Raw genomic sequence first — 19,510 nt, 5'->3', positions numbered from 1 at the left:
CTCACTTCACCTCGCTGCCGGGGGCCACATCGCCCGGGTCGAGCAGCGACAGCTCCTTGCCGCCCGGCCCCGCCGTCAGGAGCATTCCGCGCGACTCGATGCCCTTGAGCTTGCGCGGCTTGAGGTTGGCCACCACCACCACGTTGCGCCCGGTGAGCGCCTCGGGAGCGAAGGCCTCCGCGATGCCGGAGACGATGGTGCGCGGGCTCCCCTCGCCCACGTCCACCGTGAGCTTGAGCAGCTTGTCCGCCTTCTGGACCTTCTCCGCGGCCAGCACCTTGCCGGCCTTCAGCACCACCTTGGCGAAGTCGTCGTACTCGATTTCACCCGACGACTCGGCCGCGCCAGCGCTCGGGGCCGCCGCCTGCGTCGCGGCGAGAGCCTCGGCGGGCTTCTTCTCCGCCTTGGCACCCTTGGCCGGCCTGGCCTCCGCGGCCTGCGGCGCAGCGGCGCCTTCCGGCAGCTTGATGATGACGTTGACGCGCTCCTCCTCCAGCCGCGGCAGCAGCGGCTCGGGCGTGCCGATGGGACGGCTGCGATCCAACAGCGGGTACTTCGCGCCCTCCAGGGACTGGAACGTCAGCGGCTCGGCGCCGAGCTGGGCGAAGAGCTTCTCCGACACGCGCGGCGTCACCGGGGCAAGCAGCGCGCCCAGGAGGTAGGCCACGTCCGCGGCGTCGGACAGGTCCGCGCGAGCGACCTCCGCGTCCTTCTTCACCTGGGCCCAAGGCGCGGCCGTCTGGAGGAAGGCGTTGGCGGCCGAGGCAATCTCGGTGATGACGCGGATGGCGGACCGGTACTCCAGCTTGTCGAACGCCTCGCGAACCTCCGGCACGCGGGCGAGCGCGGCCTCCACCAACTCGCGGCCCGGGCCCTCGGCACGGCCGGGCGCGAGACGCTTCTCCAGCGGACCGGCCAGCAGCGACAGGGCGCGGTTGGCCAGGTTGCCCACGTTGTTGACCAGCTCGCCATTCACGCGCTGGCGGAAGTCCTTGAGGTTGAGGTCCAGGTCCTCCACGCCCGGGCCCAGGTTGGCCGCGTAGAAGTAGCGCAAGTAGCTGGGGTCCAACTGGTCCAGGTAGTCGCGCACCGGCACCATGGTGCCGCGGCTCTTCGACATCTTCTCGCCGTTCACCGTGAGGTGCCCGTGGACCTTGATTTCGCTGGGGATGTGGAAGCCCGCGACGTTGAGCACGGCCGGCCAGAACAGCGCGTGGAAGTAGACGATGTCCTTGCCGATGAAGTGGATGATGCGGGTGTCGGCGTCCGCGCTCCAGTAGTCCAGCGCGCTCTTCGCCTTGCCCGTCTCCTTCGCCCACTTCTCCGTGGTGGCGATGTACCCGATGGGCGCATCCAGCCAGACGTAGAAGTACTTGTCCGTCTCCCCCGGAATGGCGAAGCCGAAGTACGGCCCGTCACGGCTGATGTCCCAGTCCGACAGGCCCTTCTCGAAGAAGCCCTGGAGCTGGGTCGCCAGGCCCGGGTGGAGGAAGCCCGGCTTGCGCAGCACGTCCTGGAGGAAGTCCGCGTGCCGCGACAGCTTGAAGAACAGGTGTTCGGAGTGCTTGCGGACCGGCGGCGTGCCACACAGGGCACAGCGCGCGTCGATGAGGTCCGTGGGGTCGTAGGCCTTGCCGCACTTCTCACAGGCATCGCCGTACTGGTCGGAAGCCTTGCAGTTGGGGCAGGTCCCCTTGATGAAGCGGTCCGGCAGGAAGCGGCGGTCGTTATCGCAGTAGGTCTGCTCGATGTTCCGGCGCTCGATGTCGCCCTTCTCCTTCAGCCGCCCGTAGATGAGCTCCGCGTACTGGCGGTTCTCCGGCGAGTTGGTGGAGTGGAAGTAGTCGAAGCGGACATCGAGGTCGTGGAAGTCCCGCTGGTGCTCCTCGTGGAAGCGGGCGATGAACTCCTCGGGCTTGAGGCCCTGCTTCGCCGCGTTCAGCTCGATGGGCGTGCCGTGGGTGTCATCGGCACAGAAGTAGACGACGTCCCTGCCGCACGAGCGGAGGAAACGAACGTAGATGTCGGTCTGCACGTACTCGACGGCGTGGCCGATGTGGAGCGGGCCGTTCGCGTAGGGCAGCGCGCTGGTGACGAGGGTTCTCTCAGCCATGGATTCTCCTGAGGGCGGCGGACCTTAGCCGCTCGGATGGCCGAGGTCATCGACGGCGTGAGGACCGCGGGCACGAATGCGCCACGGAGCCGGAGATGTTATCGACCGGATACGCATGTGCACCATCATCATCCTGCGCCACGTCCACCCCGAATGGCCGCTGGTGCTCGCGGCCAACCGGGACGAGTTCTACGCCCGCCCCGCCACCGGTCCCCAGGTGCTTCTGGAGTCCCCGCTCGCCGTGGGCGGCCGGGATGAGGAGCGCGGTGGGACGTGGATGGGTGTAACCCACGGCGGATTGTTCGTCGGCCTGACGAACCAGCGGGGCGAGCGAGGCCAGGGCCCGGCCCCTCGCTCGCGGGGCGAGGTGGTGCTCAAGGCCCTCCAGGCCGGCAGCGTGGAGGCCGTGGACCGGTACCTGGATACCCTGCCAGGGGATGCGTTCATGCCCTTCAACCTCCTCTATGGAGACGCCCGGCGCCTGCGCGTGGCCTACGCCCGGAGGACGGACCGGCAGCTGCGGCGGGAGGATGTCCCCCCGGGGGTGCATGTCCTGCCCAATGACGTCCTGAACGCCCCGGAATTGCCCAAGGTGGAGCGGGCCCGGCTGCTGACCACCGAGGTGGCGAAGAAGCCCTGGCCGGAGCTGGAGGCGGGCTTGAAGGCGGTGCTGTCGGACCCGACCCTCCCCGCCGAGGAGCTGATTCCACCCCCTGGCGCCGGTGAGGACCTGCCCCGCGACTTCCTGCAACGGCTCCAGGCGCTCTGCATCCACACGCCGCTCTACGGCACGCGATCATCCGCCGTGGTGGCGCTGGCGCCGGGGCGCGTCGGGCACTACCTCGCCTCGGACGCCCCGCCCTGCCAGGGGCCGTGGAAGGACGTCACGGGCCTGCTGGCCGGGCCCACCGAGTGACAAGCCGCGGGGACTCCGACGCCGTCAAGACGCAGCGGCGCCGTGCTCGCCCACGATGACCCGGGCCCGCCCGTCCATGGAGAGCTTCACCTCCTCCACGGTGGTGAAGCCCGACTCGCGAGCCAGCTCGGCCAGGTGCCGCATCCACGGGTTGTAGGGCATGCCGTTGTCCGAGCAGCACGGCACCACTGCGAAGGGCAGCCGGTGCGCCGCCGCGTACTGGATGATGATGCGGGTGGCGCCATCCGGGTGCATGCCCACCACCAGCTCCGCCTCGCACGGCTCTTCCAGCGTGAAGATGCGCTGGGCGTAGGTGACGGGCAGGTGCTTGTGCCGCAGGTCGAAGGTGGTGACGGCACGGCCCCGCTTCGTCAGCGCCTCGTTGAGCTTCCCCTGCCCGCCCGCCACGTCGAAGACGCGTGGCGCGTTGAAGCGCTCCACCAGGAAGTCCGCGAAGAGGTCGAAACGACGCTTGTCCGCCATATGCGCCTCCTTTTAATAACCCGCGCCTTGCTGGCGCACACACACCGTGGCCAGCAGCCGCTCGATGACCAGCCGGCCGTTCGCTGACGACTTCAGCGCCAGGTCCGCCTCGGCGCAGGCCACCAGCGCGCCCAGCAGCTCCCGCCGCTCATAGCCCGCCGCGGCCTTCATGCTGAACGTGAGCGCCCACGCGTTGGGCATCTTCCGCTTGCTGCCCTTCAGCTCCGCTTCCAGCCGAGGGAAGACGCGCGCCTCCACGTCCTTCGCGGTGCGAGGCGGATTGCCCCCTGCGTAGCGCCACAGCCACTCATGGCTCTCCAGCAGGCTCCGGACGATGGAGGCCACCGCGCCCAGCAACTGCAACGCGTGGGTCCCCTGCCCCATGGCGTCGTCCGCGTAGGACAGCGCTCCGCCGAAGTCGCGCTTCTGGAGCGCCTCGGACAGCTCGAAGAATTCCTCCTCGCGCGCGTGGTGGACCAGCGCGGCCACGTCCGCCCGCTCAATGGCGGGACCTTCCGAATACGTGGCCAGCTTCTCCAGCTCCGACTGAAGCAGACGGATGTTCCCACCGATGCGCTCCTTGAGTTCGTCCAGCGCGCCAGGCCCCAGCTTCTTCTTGAAGGGCGCCAGGAACTCCTTGGCGATGTCGGTCAGGTCCAGGTCCTTGTGACGCGCCGCCACCTTCCGCTCGACGACATGGCCCTTGTCGTGGGCCAGCTTCACCAGCGGGTTCTTGGCGTCCACGTCGGACGCGGCCAGCACCAGCGCATGGCCCGCCGGCACGCCCTTCTGGATGAGGTCCAGCAGCGCCGAGGCATCGCCCTCCGGCGCGGAGATGCGCTCCTCGCGGCAGAAGGCGGCGGCCTCCTTGAGGAAGGCCACGTCCGCGTCGGCCAGCTCCACGTTGAGCTCGTCCTTCCACTGCTCCACGGACGGCGCCCCGGGAGTGCCCGGGTCCAGTTGCTCCACGCCCCAGCCCGCGCGGGCCGCCAGCGCCAACAGCCGCCGCGCGCCTTCCTTCCGCTTGCCCGCCTTCCACGCCTCGCGTGCCTTGCCCAGCGCGTCCCCTCGCCCCTTCTTGGGCGCCAGGAACTCCGGGTCGCGGACCAGCACCACCTTGCGGCCGGGGAACAGCGGCAGCGTGGCCAACTCCTGCGCCACCTCGCGCGGGCTGCCCGCGTCCAACACGGCCAGGTTGAGGCCCATGGCCGCGTCGGGGACGAGCAGCTTCACCAACTCGTCAGCGCCCTTGCGGACCAGGAACTCCTCGCCCACCAACAGGTACACCGGGGCGACCTTGCCCCCCTTCACGCTGGCCAGCACGTCATCCAGGTCACTGGCGCTCATCGCGACGTCTCCGTGAACAGGTCGATGAGCATCCGCTCCAATTGGAGCCGGGGCGCACCGTTCCGGGCAATGGCCGCCCGCGACGCATCCAGCAGCGAATGCCGGCGGTGCAGGAGGATGTCGGACGTGCGGGCCGCCACCTGCCGGGCCAGCTCCACCATGTCGCGGTTGGCCAGCCCCGACTCCAGGCCTGACTTCACCAGCGCCACGTCGCGCGTCCACAGCGCAAGCAGCTCCAAGGTGCTCTCCGACTCCTCGCGCGAGCCGCCATGGGCCTCCGCGAAGCGCAGCAGGCCGACGGCGTCCTCGCCGCGCAGGGCCTCGAAGGCGGTGATGGTGTCCTTGCGCCGCGACAGCGCGTCCACGTCCAGCGCCATGGCCCTGCCCAGGCTGCCGCCCGCCATGACGGCCGCGAGCATGGCCGTCTCCGCGTCCAGCTTGCGCGCCTCCGCCACGCGCTGGGCCACCAGGGCCACCGGCAGTGGGCCGAAGTGCACCTTTCCGCACCGGCTGCGAATGGTGGGCAGCAGGCGGTCAATCGCGCTGGCCACCAGGATGAGCGTGGTGTCCGAAGGCGGCTCCTCCAGCGTCTTGAGGAACGCGTTCTGCGCCTGCACGTTCATGGTCTGGGCGGAGACGATGAGCGCCACCTTGCGGCGCGATTCCAGGCCGCGAAGGGCGATGCGCTCCTGGAGCTGGCGCACCTGCTCCACGCGCAGCTCCCGGCTGGGCGTCCCAGTGAAGTCGGACCGGCCCGCCAGCCCCCGGGACACCCGTTCATCGTCAGGCATCACCCAGGTGACATCCGGATGGAGGCCCCGCTCCACCCGCTGGCAGCTCGCGCAGGCGCCGCAGCCCACGTCTGGCTGCTCGGGGCATGTGAGGGCCTGGGCCAGCCCGACGGCCGCCAGCTCCTTGCCCACCCCTTCTGGCCCGGCGAAGAGGTACGCGTGATGGACCGCGCCGCTGCGCAGAGCCGCCAGGAGGGCGTCCACCGCGCGAGGCTGTCCCAGTACCGTTGCGAGCGTCATGGCGCGTGTATCCCCGCTCACGCGGCACGCGTCAACGGCCGCCTTGACCCCCATGGAGATGGCGGGAGACATTCCCCCCGCCTTGCTGCCCTTCCTTCAGAGCAACCTGTCCCTGGCCGTGGGTGCGCTGCTCATCGTCGTGCTGATGGGGGTGCGCGCCGCCTCCCATGACGGCGACCTGCGACAGGATTTGAAGAGCGCCATCCGGCTCCTCATCGCGTTCATCGTCCTCCGGCTGGCCACATGGGCCCTGCCCGCGACGGCGCCGGAGGGCATGCAGAAGGCGCTCCAGATCAGCTGGATGCTGATGTTCACCTTCGGTGGCATCCGCGCCAGCGTGGCCCTGGCGTTGAAGGTGATCCGGCTGCGCGCGCCGGCGGTGGGCACACCGAAAATCCTGCGCAACGTCATCGACTTCACGCTGTACCCACTGGCGGTGCTGCCGCTCCTGCGCACCCAGTTCAACGTGGACCTGGCGGGCCTGGTGGCCACGTCCGCGGTGCTGTCGGTGGTCATCGGTCTGGCGCTCCAGGAGACGCTGGGCAACCTCTTCGCGGGCCTGTCCCTCCAACTGGACCGCCCATTCGAGGTCGGCCACTTCATCCGCATCGGCACGCACACCGGGCGCGTGGTCTTCATTGGCTGGCGCTCCATCCGGTTGGCCAACTTCCGCCGCGAGGTCATCACGCTGCCCAACAGCATGGTGGCCAAGGAGTTGGTCCTCAACTTCACCCAGGACCCCAACCCCGTCGGCATCGACGTGGAGTTCCGCCTGTCGCGGGACGCCGCGCCCAACCAGGTCAAGCACGCGCTGCTGGAGACGATGCGGGAGACCCCCCTCATCCTCCCGGAGCCGGCGCCCATCGCACGCACGCTGAGCTACGAGGAATCCGCCATCCGCTACATGGTGCGGTTCTTCATTGGCGATTACGGCCTGGCCGACGCGGTGAAGGAGGACCTCCACACCCGCCTGTGGTACCGGCTGCGCCGGGCGAACATCGAGATTCCCTACGCCCAGCGCACGGTGCACGTGCGGCAGGAGACGGCGCGCACGGAGCTGTCGGAGGACACCATCCGCAGCCTCCTGGGCGCCGTGGACCTCTTCCAGTCCCTGGACACGGAGGAGTTGGACCGGCTGCGCCAGGAGTCGCTGGTGCGCCGCTTCGGCGCCGGCGAGCGCATCATCCAGGAGGGCGACGAGGGCCGGACCTTCTACGTGCTCGCCTCCGGAGAGGTGAGCGTGCGCACGGGGAAGGCGCAGTCGGAAGTCACCCGCCTGGGTCGGGGCAGCTACTTCGGAGAGATGTGCCTGCTGACGGGAGAGCGCCGTTCAGCCACCGTGGTGGCGGTGGAGGACTCACTGCTCCTCGAAGTAGACCGTCCGACCTTCGCCCGCCTCTTCACGGAGTATCCGGGTCTGGCCCGGCAGCTCTCCTCCATGCTTGCCCAGCGGCGGACCCAGCTGCGCGCGGTGGCCGAAGCGAGCGGAACGAGCAACGACGCCATACCCGCCGAGGTCGGCCGTATACTCGGACGGCTGCGCCAGATATTCGGGCTCAATGCCACACACGAGTAGCCTGGGCGCAGCGGGGGGATGACGTGACAGACCTTGATACGCCGGTTCCAAAGCTGGGGCGGGTTCGACCCTCCTCAAACTGTGCTGATTTGAACTGCTGGAGGCGGTACTTTCCAGGGCTACTGTCATGACGGAAGACGTTGAAGGGCTTGCGGACTCGCCAGACATCGCGGTGGTAGGGATGGCCGCGCGACTGCCTGGTGCGCGCGATGTGGACACGTTCTGGCGCCGCGTGCGCGACGGCGTCGAGTCCGTCACGCACTTCAGCGACGCGCAGCTCTTGAGCGCGGGCGTGGACCCGGCGCTGCTCCAGGACCCGAACTACGTGAAGTCGGGCATGGTGTACGAGGGCCTGGAGGACTTCGACGCGGGCTTCTTCGGCTTCAGCGCGCGCGAGGCGTCCCTCATGGACCCGCAGCACCGCCACTTCCTGGAAGTGTGCTGGGAAGCGCTGGAGCACAGCGGCCATCCGCCGGAGCGGTTCAAGGGGCCCGTCGGCGTGTTCGGCGGCTCGGGCATGAACGCGTACATGCCCTACAACCTCTTCACCAACCCGCAGCTGATGGAACAGGTGGGGCTGTTCCTCGTGCGGCACACGGGCAACGACAAGGACTTCCTCACCACCCGTGTCTCGTATTGCCTGGACCTGCGCGGCCCCAGCCTCAACGTACAGACGGCGTGCTCCACGTCGCTCGTCGCCATCCACTCCGCCTGCCAGAGCTTGCTGGCGCGCGAGTGCGACCTGGCGCTGGCGGGCGGCGTCACGCTGGAGCTGCCGCACTACCGCGGCTACCTGTACCAGGAGGGAGAAATCCTCTCCCCGGACGGGCACTGTCGCGCGTTCGACCACCGCTCCCAGGGCACGCTCTTCGGCAGCGGCGCGGGCGTCATCGTGCTGCGCCGCCTGGAGGACGCGCTGGCGGATGGCGACACCATCTACGCGGTGGTGAAGGGCAGCGCGGTGAACAACGACGGCGCGCGCAAGGTGGGCTACCTGGCGCCGTCCGTGGACGGGCAGGCGGACGCCGTCGTGGAGGCGCTCAACGTCTCCGGCATCAGCGCCGACTCCATTGACTACATCGAGTGCCACGGCACCGGCACGCCAGTGGGCGACCCGATTGAAATCACCGCCCTCACCCAGGCCTTCCGCACGCAGACCCAGAAGAGCGGGTTCTGCCGCATCGGCTCGGTGAAGACGAACATCGGCCACCTGGACACGGCCGCGGGCGTGGCGAGCTTCGTCAAGGTCGTCCAGATGCTGCGCCACAAGCAGATGGCGCCCACGCTGCACTTCGAGAAGCCCAACCCACAGATTGACTTCGCGCGCTCGCCCTTCAGCGTGAACGCCGCGCTGCGCGACTGGCCCGCCGCCAAGGGCCGGCCGCGCCGGGCGTCGGTGAACTCGCTGGGCGTGGGTGGCACCAACGCGCACGTCATCCTGGAGGAGGCGCCCGCGCAGCCGCAGACGTCCGCCGCGCGCCCCTTCGAGACGCTGTGGCTGTCCGCGCGCACCCCCGCCGCCCTGGAGCGCGCCGCGCAGCGGCTGGCCACGCGGCTGGGTGAAGCCGACGCGCCGAACCTGGGTGACACCTCGTACACCCTGCTCGAGGGCCGCCGCCGCTTCGCGCATCGCCGCGCCGTGGTGGCATCGTCCCGCGAGGAGGCCGTGCGCCTGCTGTCGCAGCCAGAGGCCGCACGGACGGCCCAGGCACAGACGGAGGCGGAGGGCCGCTCCGTCGTCTTCCTCTTCCCCGGCGGCGGCGCGCAGTACCCGGGCATGGCGAAGGGTCTCTATGAACAAGAGCCCGTGTTCCGCCGCGCGCTGGACGAGTGCCTGTCGCTGCTCGAACAGCACCAGTCGCTGAAGCTGCGGCCCCTGCTCTTCCCGGAGGCCGGCGCAGAGAAGGAGGCCCGCGCCCAGTTGGAGCAGGCCACGTACGCGCTGCCGGCGCTGCTGTCCGTGGAGCTGTCGCTCGCCGCGCTGTGGAAGGCGCGGGGCCTGACGCCGCAGTCCTGCATGGGCCACAGCATGGGCGAGTACGCCTGCGCGCAGCTCAACGGCGTGTTCTCGGTGAAGGACGCGCTGGGCATCGTCGCCTGCCGTGGCCGCCTCTTCGACCAGCTCCCCGCCGGCGCGATGCTCAGCGTGGAGATGCCGGAGGCGGAGCTGAAGCCGCTGCTGGGCGAGGGCCTGGACCTGGGCGCGCACAACGCGCCGGGGCTGTGCCTCGTCTCCGGTGAAGTGGCCGCCATCGAGGCGCTGGAGGCCCAGCTCAAGGCTCGCGAGGTGGAGGCGCGGCGGCTGCACATCCGCGTGGCCGCGCACTCGCGCATGCTGGAGCCCATCCTCGCGCCCTTCCGCGAGTTCCTGGGCACTGTGCGCTTCTCCAAGCCCACCGGCCCGTGGATCTCCAACGTCACCGGAACCTGGGTGACGCCGGAGGAGGCCACGTCGCCCGACTACTGGGTGCGGCACCTGCGTCAGCCGGTGCGCTTCGCCGAGGGCGCGGGCGTGCTCCTGGCGGACAAGGCGCGCGTCTACCTGGAGGTCGGCCCCGGCCAGACGCTCACGCAGCTGCTGCGCGCCCAGGTGGAGAAGCCGCAGGCCGAGCAGTTGGTGCCGTCACTGCGGCACCCCAACGACACCGTGGCGGACCTGGCGTTCTTCCAGCTCGCGCTCGGCCGCCTCTGGGCCGCGGGCGTGGACCTGAACGCCGCCGCGCTCTTCGATGGCCAGAAGCGGCGCCGCGTGGCGCTGCCCACGTATGCCTTCGAGCGCGAGCGCCACTGGGTGGAGCCGGGCAGCGGCACCTTCATGGCGCGGCGCGAGGGTGAACGCCCGCTGGTGCGTGAAGAGAACGTGTCGCGCTGGGGCTATGTGCCGCGCTTCCGCGAGCAGGCCGGCGCGGCGCCGGAGGCCCCAACGGAGAACGAGCGCTGGCTCCTCGTGGGCGAACAGCACCTGCTGCTCAGCGAGCTGGCTCGCGAGCTGTCGGCGCGCGGCGCCCAGGTGATGCGCGTGCTGCCGGGCGATGCCTTTGGCCGCGCGGACGAGGGGCACTTCACCCTGCGGTTCGACGCGCGCGAGGACTGGGAAGCGCTCTGGGACGCGCTGGGTGCCGAGGGGCGCGTGCCACCTCGCATCGTGGACATCACCGGCCGGGACATGGCCCCGCTGGGGTGGGAACGCGCGGTGTCGCGGTACTTCCTCACGCCGCTGGCGCTGATGCAGTCCCTGACCTCCGAGTCGCTGCCTCCGGGCCTGCGCTACATCCGGGTGACCCAGGAGGCCCTGCCCGCCGAAGGACACGCCACGAGCCCCGAGCAGGCGCTCAGCTTCGGTCCGCTGCTCGTGGGCCCCAAGGAGCTTCCCGAGCTCAAGGCCCGCGTGGTGGACCTGCAGCTGGTGGTCAACGTGATGGGTCAGGCGCGGGAGCTCGCGGACGAGCTGCTGCGCCCGGACGTCGAGGCGCCGGTGGCGCTGCGCGGCGGGCGCCGGCTGGTGCAGGTGGTGGAGCGGGCGGCGCTGGACGAGGGCCCGTCGCCGCTGCGTGAGCAGGGCGTCTACCTCATCACGGGCGGCCTGGGCGGCATCGGCCGCACGCTCGCCGAGCTCTTCGCGCGCAAGGTGAAGGCCCGGCTCGCGCTGGTGTCGCGGTCGGCGGCCAGTGCGTCGCACGCGGAGCTTCAGCGCACGTTGGAAGGACTTGGCGCGCAGGTGCTGCTGCTCAAGGCGGACACCACCGACGCCGGCCAGCTGCGCGCGGCCATCGCCCAGGTTCGGGAGCGCTTCGGCGCCTTGCATGGCGTGGTGCACGCGGCGGGCACGCTCGAGGACGGGCCGCTGGAGGCGAAGACGCGCGACTCCGCCCTGCGGGTGCTCGCGCCCAAGGCACTGGGCGCGCTCGCGCTGGAAGAGGCGCTGCAAGGCGCGGCCCTGGACTTCTTCGTCAGCTTCGCGTCGACGAGCGCGTGGCTCGGGCCCCCGGGGCAGGTGGACTACGTCGCCGCCAACGCGTACCTGCTGGCGCAGGCGACACGGCTGGAGGCCACGGGCATCGCGAAGCGCGCGCTCGCGTTGGGCTGGGGCGTCTGGCAGGAGGTCGGCATGGCCGCGGCGCAGCTCGCGCCGCAGTTGCCGCCCGGTGAGTCCGTCAACCACCCGCTGCTCCAGCGGCGCGTGGAGGCCCCTGAAGGGCACCACGTCTTCCGCGCCATCTACGACGCGAAGGCCCACTGGGTGCTGGATGAGCACCGGATGCGCGGCGGAGGCCCCGTCCTCCCCGGCACGGCCTATGTCGAGCTGGCCCGCGCCGCCTGGGCGCTGGCGCGTCCTGGCGAGCCGCTGGAGCTGTCGCAGCTCTCGCTGGTGTCACCGCTGGACGTCCCGGACGGAGAGGTACGGGAGGTGGAGATCGGGCTGACGCCGGAGGGCGGCGGCTTCACCTTCCGCGTGCGCAGCCGCGCGGCCGGAAACGCATGGACGGAGCACGCCACCGCGCGGCTCCACCAGGCCACGGGCCAGCGCCCCGCGGCGCTGAACGTGTCCGCGGTGAAGGTTCGCTGCGGTGAGCGGCCGCTGACCTTCGGCGAGGGTGAGCAGTCCCTGCCGCAGGACGCGCTCATCGCGTTCGGTCCTCGCTGGAAGGTGCTGCGCGACGCGGGCTTCGGCACGTCCGAGGCACTGGGCCGTCTGGAGCTGCCCGCCGCCTACCGCGAGGACCTGTCGACGTACGGGATTCCGCCCGGGCTGCTGGACATCGCCTCCGGCTTTGCCTTCTCCCTGCTCCCCGACGCGGGACAGCCGGGGAAGCTGCACGTGCCCGTCTCCTACCGGCAGCTCCAGGTCTGGGGTCCCTGGCCCCAGGTGGCGCTGAGCCACGTCCGCGTGCGCCAGGAGGAAGGCCGCGGCGCGCTGCTCGACGTCACGCTCACCGACACGGACGGGAGTGTCTTCTGCGCCATCGAGGGCTACCTCGTCGCGTCCGTCGAGGCGCGGCGTTTCAGCCGCTCGCCGCAGAAGAAGGGCTCACTGCTGGAGAGCTGGCTGCCTTTGGGCATCAAGCCCGCGGAAGGTCAGGACGCCTTCCTGCGCGCGCTGGCCCTCCAGGACACGCCCGCGCTCTTCGTCAGCTCCATGGACCTGCACACCCTCGCGGCCCGCATGCGTCCGAAGCAGGAGGCGAAGCCCGCGGCGGCGACGGCCACGGCCCAGGCAGGCGCGCCGTCCGGTGTGGCGGCCGCGGACGCACCGCGCGACGACGTGGAGCGCAAGCTGGCGGAGCTGTGGCAGCAGTTGCTCGGCGCGCCGAAGGTGGGGCTCAAGGACAACTTCTTCGAGCTGGGCGGACACTCGCTCATCGCGGTGCGCCTGTTCGCGCGCATCAAGAAGACGCTGGGCGCGGACCTGACGCTGGCCACGCTGTTCGAGGCCCCCACGCTGGAGCAGTGCGCCGCGCTGGTGCGCGAGGCCGCCGGGATTCCCTTCACGCCGGACGTGGGTCCGGGTGAAGCGGCGCCGGCCGCGCAGGCCCCCGGCGTCAAGGCGGCGCCGAAGAGCTGGTCTCCGCTGGTCACCATCCAGAAGGGCGGCAATGCCCTGCCCTTCTTCTGCGTTCACGGCGCGGGCGGCAACGTCCTCAACTTCCGCGAGCTGGCGCAGACGCTCGGCAAGGAGCAGCCCTTCTACGGGCTCCAGGCGCGAGGCGTGGACGGCAAGCTGCCTCCGGCCGACAGCATCGAGGAGATGGCGTCCATCTACCTGGAGAGCATCCGCCAGGTGCAGCCCCACGGGCCCTACCTGCTCGGCGGCTACTCCGGCGGCGGCGTGGTCGCCTACGAAATAGCGCAGCGGCTGCACGCGCTGGGCGAGCCGGTGGCGCTGGTCGCGTTCCTGGACACCTTCCACCCGTCCACCCAGGAGCGGCGCCAGTCCCTGCACGAGCGCCTGCGGGAGCTGCGCCGGGAGGGCGCGGCCAGCTACGTCAGCCGGAAGCTGCGCACCAAGGTGGAGCGCGACGGCACCCGGCTGTTGAGCCAGCTCAAGCTGCGCTGGTACGAGCAGCGGGGAGAAGCGTTGCCCATCGAGCTGCGCAACCTCCAGCTCACCGAGCGCTTCCAGGCCCTGGCCAGCCGCTACGTCCCGAGCCCCTACGCCGGTCCCGTGACGCTGTTCCGCGCGCAGGAGATTCACGCCATCTACGCGCACATGGGCACCAGCCTGGGCTGGGAGCCGCTGGTGCCGGCGCTGAACATCCGCGAGGTGCCGGGCGACCACGACAGCCTGGTGCGCGAGCCCAACGTCCATGTCCTGGGGCGGCTGCTCCGCGAAGCGCTGGACGATGCACAGCGCGGCACGCGTGACGAAGCGCGCCGGGTGGGCACGAAGTGAGGGGGGCGCGCTTCCGGGTGAACCAGCGCTTCCCGCTGGTCACAGCCGCCGTGCTGGCGGTGGGGATACTCATGGTGGGATTGACTCGAGACGACGCGGATCTCCCGGGCCCGTTCCCCTACACCGGCGCGCCCCTATCGGCGGAGGAACGGGCGAGCCTGGCATCGGATGGATGGACGGTGACAGGCCCCGACGCGCCCCCCAGGCTCGTCGCCTTGACGCGGCCGCCCTCCGCGGGTGAGACGCGGTGGCTGGTGTACTTCGGCGGCAACACCCCGGGGTACCTCGCGGAGGCGAAGTCCGTCCTGCTCTCACTGGACGAAGGCCGCGGGCTCGGGCTGGCCGCCATCGCGCCGCCCGGCTTCGACGGCTCACCGGGCAAGCCCTCCCCCGAAGCACTCCGCGACAGCGCCGCGAGCGCCATGCGCTGGCTGACGGAGACGCATCCTGCCGCGGCGCGGGACATCCACCTCGTGGGCTTCTCCATGGGAACCATGTCGGCGCTCGCGGCGGCCCACGCGCTTCGGGCGCAGGAGACGCCCGCTCGGAGACTGGTGCTGTTCGCGCCGTTCCAGGCGATGAAGGTGGGGCGCACGGGGCTCATCGGCAGCCTCGTCGGGCGGCACCGATATGACAACCAGCCGCTGCTGCTCCCCAAGCAACTTCCGCCAGCGCTCGTGCTGCATGGAGGCGCCGACAGCGCGCTGCCCCCCGTCCAGGGCGAGCGCGTCAGCCGTGGGCTTCGCGTCCCCCTCAAGACGTACCCCGGTATCGGTCACGCCGAGCTTCTGAAGCATCCCCCCGCGCTCGCCGACGCCCGGCAGGGCCTGGGCTTGTGAGCGGGGAACACCCGAATCGCAGCAACACAGGAGGCACTGAATGAGCGCGGCTCCGGAGTCGCCCAGCTGTTTCATCATTGGCGAGGGCACCCTCGTCGTTCCCTGTGCACAAGCCCTCACCGAGCGCGGCGTCCGGATTCTCGGGCTCGTCACGCGCGAGCCCGCGCTCCAGAAGTGGGCGGAGGAACAGGGCGTGCCGCACGTGCCGCCCGGCGAGCAGGTGCTGCCCTTCCTGTCCCAGGCGCCCTTCGACTGGCTCTTCAGCATCGTCAACCTGAGCATGGTGAAGGACGAAATCCTGCGCCTGCCCCGGCGCATGGCCATCAACTTCCATGACGGCCCGCTGCCCCGCTATGCCGGACTCAATGTCACGTCGTGGGCGCTGCTGAACCGGGAGCCTCAGCACGGCGTCACGTGGCACGAGATGACGAAGGGCGCGGACGAGGGCCGCATCCTCAAGCAGCGCCTCTTCGACATCGCCCCCGGTGAGACGGCCTTCAGTCTCAACGCCCGCTGCTACACGCTGGGCATGGAGACCTTCGCGGAGCTCGCGGAAGAGTTGGTCGCGGGCACGTCCGAGGCGAAGGAACAGGACTTCGCGCAGCGCAGCTACTTCGGCCTCGCGCAGCGTCCGGAGGCCGCGGGCGTCCTCGACCTCCACGGAGACGTGGACGTAGCGCACGCGCTGGTGTCGGCGCTCGACTATGGCGGCTACCCCAACCCGCTGTCCTTCGCGAAGGTCTGGCTGGGCAACGGGCCCATCGCCTTCTCCGAGGCCCGCCGCTCCGAGCCGGCTTCCGAGTCCGCCCCAGGCACCGTGCTCGACATCGAAGGTGACGCGCTGACGGTGGCGCTCCAGGGCGGAGACCTCACGCTGAAGGGCCCCAAGGGGCTGTGCGGCGCGCCGCTGTCGTGGGCCGACGTGCTCGGCGCTCGGATGCTTGCCCGAGGTGACGTCCTGCCCGCCGTCGCTCCGGAGCTGCGCGCCCGGCTGACCGAGGTGGGTACGCAGGCCGGCAAGGCGGAGTCGTTCTTCCTCCGTCGCCTGGAGACGCTCGCTCCACCGGACCTGCCCTTCCTGGGCGGCAGCTCCAAGGACATGGGGACGCACACGCTGAAGTTCGAGGCCAGCGACCTTGCCCCGGGCTGGGTCACGGACATGCCGCCCGAGGAGCGGCTGCTCTTCACCGCCATGGCCTTCCTGGCGCGCCTGTCCCCCGAGCCCCGCTTCGACGTCGGCTACGCGGATGCGTCCACGCGCGCCCGCATCGAAGGCGTGGAAGGCTTCTTCGCCTCGCAGCTCCCGCTGCGCATCGAGCTGCCGATGAAGGATGCGCCGGAGCAGGCCGCGGGTGCCTTCCGCAAGGCGCTGACGCAACTGCGCGACAAGGGCGTGCTCGCACGCGACGTCCTGGGCCGCTCCGCCCAGCTCTCCAACCTCCAGCGCCACGGCGGCGAAGTGGCGTATCCCGTCGCGCTGCGCATCGGCGCGGCGAACCCCGCCGTGGGCGGCGCGGCGCTCGTCATTGACGTGGACGCGCAGGGCCGGCACGCCCACCTGCACTTCGATGCCACGCGCGTGGACAAGGCCCGCGTGGACGACGTGGCGCGGCAGCTCAACGCGTTCCTCGCCTCGCTCCGGGACGCGCCGGGCAAGGCGGTGGGCGAGCATGACCTGCTGGGCGTGGAGGAGCGCCAACTGCTGGCCCGGTGGAACGACACGCGGCGGGACTTCCCCCGTGACGCCACCCTGGCCTCGCTCTTCCAGGCCCAGGCGCGGCGCACGCCGGACGACATCGCGCTCATCTGCCGGGGCGCCTCGCTGACCTACCGTGAGCTGGACGCGCGCGCCGAGGTGCTCGCACGGCACCTGCGCGGCGCGGGCGTCGGCCGCGACGTGCGCGTGGGCATCTTCATGGAGCGCTCGCTGGAGATGATGGTGGGCGTGCTGGCCACGCACAAGGCGGGCGGCTGCTACGTGCCGCTGGACCCGGCCTATCCCGCCGAGCGCATCGCGTTCATGGAGGAGGACGCGGGCTGCCACCTGGTGCTCACCCAGGAGCGGTTGCTGTCGCGCGTGCCGTCCGCGGTGAAGGCAGTGCTCGCGGTGGACCAGCAGTGGGAGCGCATCGCCGCCGCGCCGGAGGCCCAGACGCCGCCGGCCACGCCCGACAGCCTGGCCTACGTCATCTACACCTCGGGCAGCACGGGCAAGCCCAAGGGGGTGATGATTGAGCACCGCAACGTCGTGAACTTCGGCGTTGGCATGGACGAGCGCCTGGGCACGGAGCGCGGCACCTGGCTGGGGGTGACGAGCCTCAACTTCGACATCTCCGTGCTGGAGCTGCTCTGGACGCTCACGCGCGGCTTCACGGTGGTGCTGCACGCGGAGCGGCACGACGCGGCGCAGACCGGCAAGCACGCCTCGCGCGCCATGGAGTTCAGCCTCTTCTACTTCTCCAGTGATGAAGGCGAGCGTCCCGAGGGCCGCTATGACCTGCTCATGGAGAGCGCGCGATTCGCGGACACGAACGGCTTCTGCGCCGTGTGGACGCCGGAGCGGCACTTCCACGCGTTCGGCGGACTCTTCCCCAACCCGGCCGTGACGTCGGCCGCGCTGGCGGCGGTGACGCGCAACGTGCAGCTTCGCGCTGGCAGCCTCGTGTCGCCGCTGCACCCCACGCTGCGCATCGCCGAGGACTGGTCCGTGGTGGACAACATCTCCCACGGCCGCGTGGGCATTTCGTTCGCCGCGGGCTGGCAGCCCAACGACTTCGCGCTGCGTCCGGAGACCTTCCCGGACCGCAAGCGCATCATGTTCCAGCAGATTGAGGACGTGCGCCGGCTGTGGCGTGGCGAGGCGCTGGAGACGAAGAGCGGCACGGGCCACACCGTGAAGCTGCGCACCCTGCCCCGCCCGGTGCAGAAGGAGCTGCCCATCTGGGTCACCACCGCGGGCAACCCGGAGACCTTCGAGGAAGCGGCGCGCGCGGGCTGCCACGTCCTCACCCACCTGCTGGGCCAGTCGGTGGAAGAGGTGGCGCAGAAGATTGCCCTCTACCGGGAGACGTGGGCCAAGGCCGGCCACCCCGGCAAGGGCACCGTGTCGCTGATGCTGCACACCTTCGTCGGTGACTCCGAGGCGTCCGTGAAGGAGGTCGTCCGCGAGCCGATGAAGTCGTACCTCAAGTCGTCGGTGGGCCTCATCAAGGAGGCGGCCTGGAGCTTCCCGGCCTTCAAGGCGCAGACGACGCTGGCCAACGGCAACTTCGGCACCGACCACCTGTCCGCCGAGGAGATGGACGCGCTGCTCGACTTCTCCTTCGAACGCTACTTCCAGTCCTCCGGCCTGTTCGGCAGCGTGGATGCGTGCGTCGCGCTCGTGGACCGGCTCAAGGGCCTGGACGTGGACGAGATTGCCTGCCTCGTGGACTTCGGCGTGCCCACGGAGCTGGTGATGAAGCACCTGCCGCTGCTGGCCGAGGTGCGCCAGCGCGCCAACTCGGGCGTAGGCCAGCCCGGCGCCGAGCCCGAACTCGACGGCTCCATCCCCGCGCTGATGGAGCGGCACGCGGTGACGCACCTCCAGTGCACGCCGTCCCAGGCGAGCATGCTGCTGGCCGAGGAGCGCTCGCGCGAGGGCCTCAAGCGGCTGAAGAAGATGATGGTGGGCGGCGAGGCCTTCCCCGTCCCGCTGGCGCGTCAACTCTCCGAGACGGTGTCCGGCGACGTCATCAACATGTACGGCCCCACCGAGACGACCATCTGGTCCTCCACGCACCCGGTGAAGAACGTGGGCGAAGGCGTCCCTATCGGTACGCCCATCGCGAACACGCAGCTCTACGTCCTGGATGCGCAGCAGCGTCCGCTGCCCATTGGCGCGGCGGGTGAGCTGTACATCGGCGGCGAGGGCGTGGTGCGGGGCTACCACCACCGTCCGGAGCTGGACCGCGAGCGCTTCGTGCCGGACCCGTTCTCCTCCCAGCCGGGCGCGCGGATGTACCGCACCGGCGATGCCGCGCGGTGGAGACACGACGGCCTCGTGGAGTACATCGGCCGGCTGGACCACCAGGTGAAGGTGCGCGGCTTCCGCATCGAGCTGGGCGAAATCGAGTCCCGGCTGGGCGAACACCGCGCGGTGCGGGAGACGGTCGTCATCGTCCGCGAGGACATCCCGGGCGACAAGCGGCTGGTGGCCTACCTCATCGCGAGGCCGGGCGAGCCGCCCACGGCGGACGCGCTGCGCGAGTTCCTGCGCACCAGGCTGCCCGAGTACATGGTGCCGCAGGCCTTCGTGACGCTGAGCACCTTCCCCCAGACGCCGAACAAGAAGGTGGACCGCAAGGCCCTGCCACCTCCTGAGCAGGCCCAGGCGCGCGGGGAGCTGGTCCGGCCGGAAGGCGAGACGGAGGCGCTGATTGCCAGCATCTGGCAGGACGTGCTCAAGCTCGACAAGGTCGGCGTGGAGGACAAGTTCGTCGACCTGGGCGGCCACTCGCTGCTGATGGTGCAGGTGCTGGAGAAGCTCAAGGCCCAGGTGGAGAAGCCCCTCACGCTGGTGGACCTGTTCCGCTACCCCACCATCCGCACCCTCTCCGGGTTCCTGTCGGGAGACAGCGGCGAGGAAGAAGCGCTCAAGGAAGTCGCGGCGCGCGGTGAGGCCCGGGCCGCGGCTCGCCGGGCGATGCAGCAGCGCCGCCGCCGGTAGACGTCCGTCATCGCAAGGCTGGCACTCCAGGGATGGCCTGAAACCAAAGGCAGGCCGGTTCCACGATTCCTGGAGTGCCGCATGCGTTCCGAGGCTGCGGCGAGCC

Annotated in this window: 9 protein-coding genes; 5 read left to right on the top strand and 4 right to left on the bottom strand. The window is 70.5% G+C overall.

Features of this window, described 5'->3' with window-relative positions:
- Position 1 precedes the first annotated feature (1 nt).
- Positions 2-2,113 carry a methionine--tRNA ligase gene (metG, locus tag HNV26_RS13810; RefSeq protein WP_171440186.1) on the bottom strand — a complete coding sequence of 704 codons (2,112 nt, stop codon included), beginning with the start codon at positions 2,111-2,113 and terminating at the stop codon, positions 2-4.
- Positions 2,114-2,228: 115 nt separating this feature from the next.
- Between metG and HNV26_RS13805 the strand changes: the two genes are divergently transcribed.
- A complete protein-coding gene (locus tag HNV26_RS13805; protein WP_171440185.1) occupies positions 2,229-3,029 on the top strand; it encodes an NRDE family protein in 801 nt (266 codons plus the stop codon).
- A gap of 24 nt (positions 3,030-3,053) precedes the next feature.
- Here HNV26_RS13805 and HNV26_RS13800 read toward each other — a convergent pair whose 3' ends face one another.
- The 3 genes from HNV26_RS13800 to holB are packed head-to-tail and all read right to left on the bottom strand — an operon-like array spanning position 3,054 to position 5,890.
- Positions 3,054-3,512, bottom strand: coding sequence for a hypothetical protein (locus HNV26_RS13800; protein ID WP_140854096.1), 459 nt, complete (start codon positions 3,510-3,512; stop codon positions 3,054-3,056).
- A 12-nt stretch (positions 3,513-3,524) separates the two neighbouring features.
- Positions 3,525-4,859: a DNA polymerase III subunit delta gene (gene holA / locus HNV26_RS13795; protein WP_171440184.1), complete on the bottom strand. Its 1,335-nt coding sequence runs from the start codon at positions 4,857-4,859 to the stop codon at positions 3,525-3,527.
- A complete protein-coding gene (gene holB / locus HNV26_RS13790) occupies positions 4,856-5,890 on the bottom strand; it encodes a DNA polymerase III subunit delta' (protein ID WP_171440183.1) in 1,035 nt (344 codons plus the stop codon). Before holB ends, holA begins: the two co-directional genes overlap by 4 nt.
- Positions 5,891-5,972: 82 nt before the next feature.
- On the opposite strand from holB, the gene HNV26_RS13785 reads away from it, so the two are divergent.
- From HNV26_RS13785 to HNV26_RS13770, 4 genes are all read left to right on the top strand, one after another.
- Complete coding sequence (locus HNV26_RS13785) at positions 5,973-7,466, top strand: mechanosensitive ion channel family protein (RefSeq protein WP_253816546.1); 1,494 nt, start codon at positions 5,973-5,975, stop codon at positions 7,464-7,466.
- Between the two features lie 127 nt (positions 7,467-7,593).
- Positions 7,594-13,857, top strand: coding sequence for a type I polyketide synthase (locus HNV26_RS13780; protein WP_171440182.1), 6,264 nt, complete (start codon positions 7,594-7,596; stop codon positions 13,855-13,857).
- A gap of 17 nt (positions 13,858-13,874) precedes the next feature.
- A complete protein-coding gene (locus HNV26_RS13775; RefSeq protein ID WP_366816863.1) occupies positions 13,875-14,696 on the top strand; it encodes an alpha/beta hydrolase family protein in 822 nt (273 codons plus the stop codon).
- 40 nt (positions 14,697-14,736) lie between these two features.
- Entirely contained in the window at positions 14,737-19,404 is a 4,668-nt protein-coding gene (locus tag HNV26_RS13770; protein ID WP_171440180.1) for a MupA/Atu3671 family FMN-dependent luciferase-like monooxygenase, read from the top strand.
- Positions 19,405-19,510: the final 106 nt, after the last annotated feature.

The organism is Myxococcus xanthus (assembly GCF_013116825.1).
Classification (GTDB): Bacteria; Myxococcota; Myxococcia; order Myxococcales; family Myxococcaceae; genus Myxococcus; species Myxococcus xanthus_B.
The sequence above is the reverse complement of the archived record's forward strand: the minus strand, read 5'-3'. Positions and strand labels throughout refer to the sequence as shown.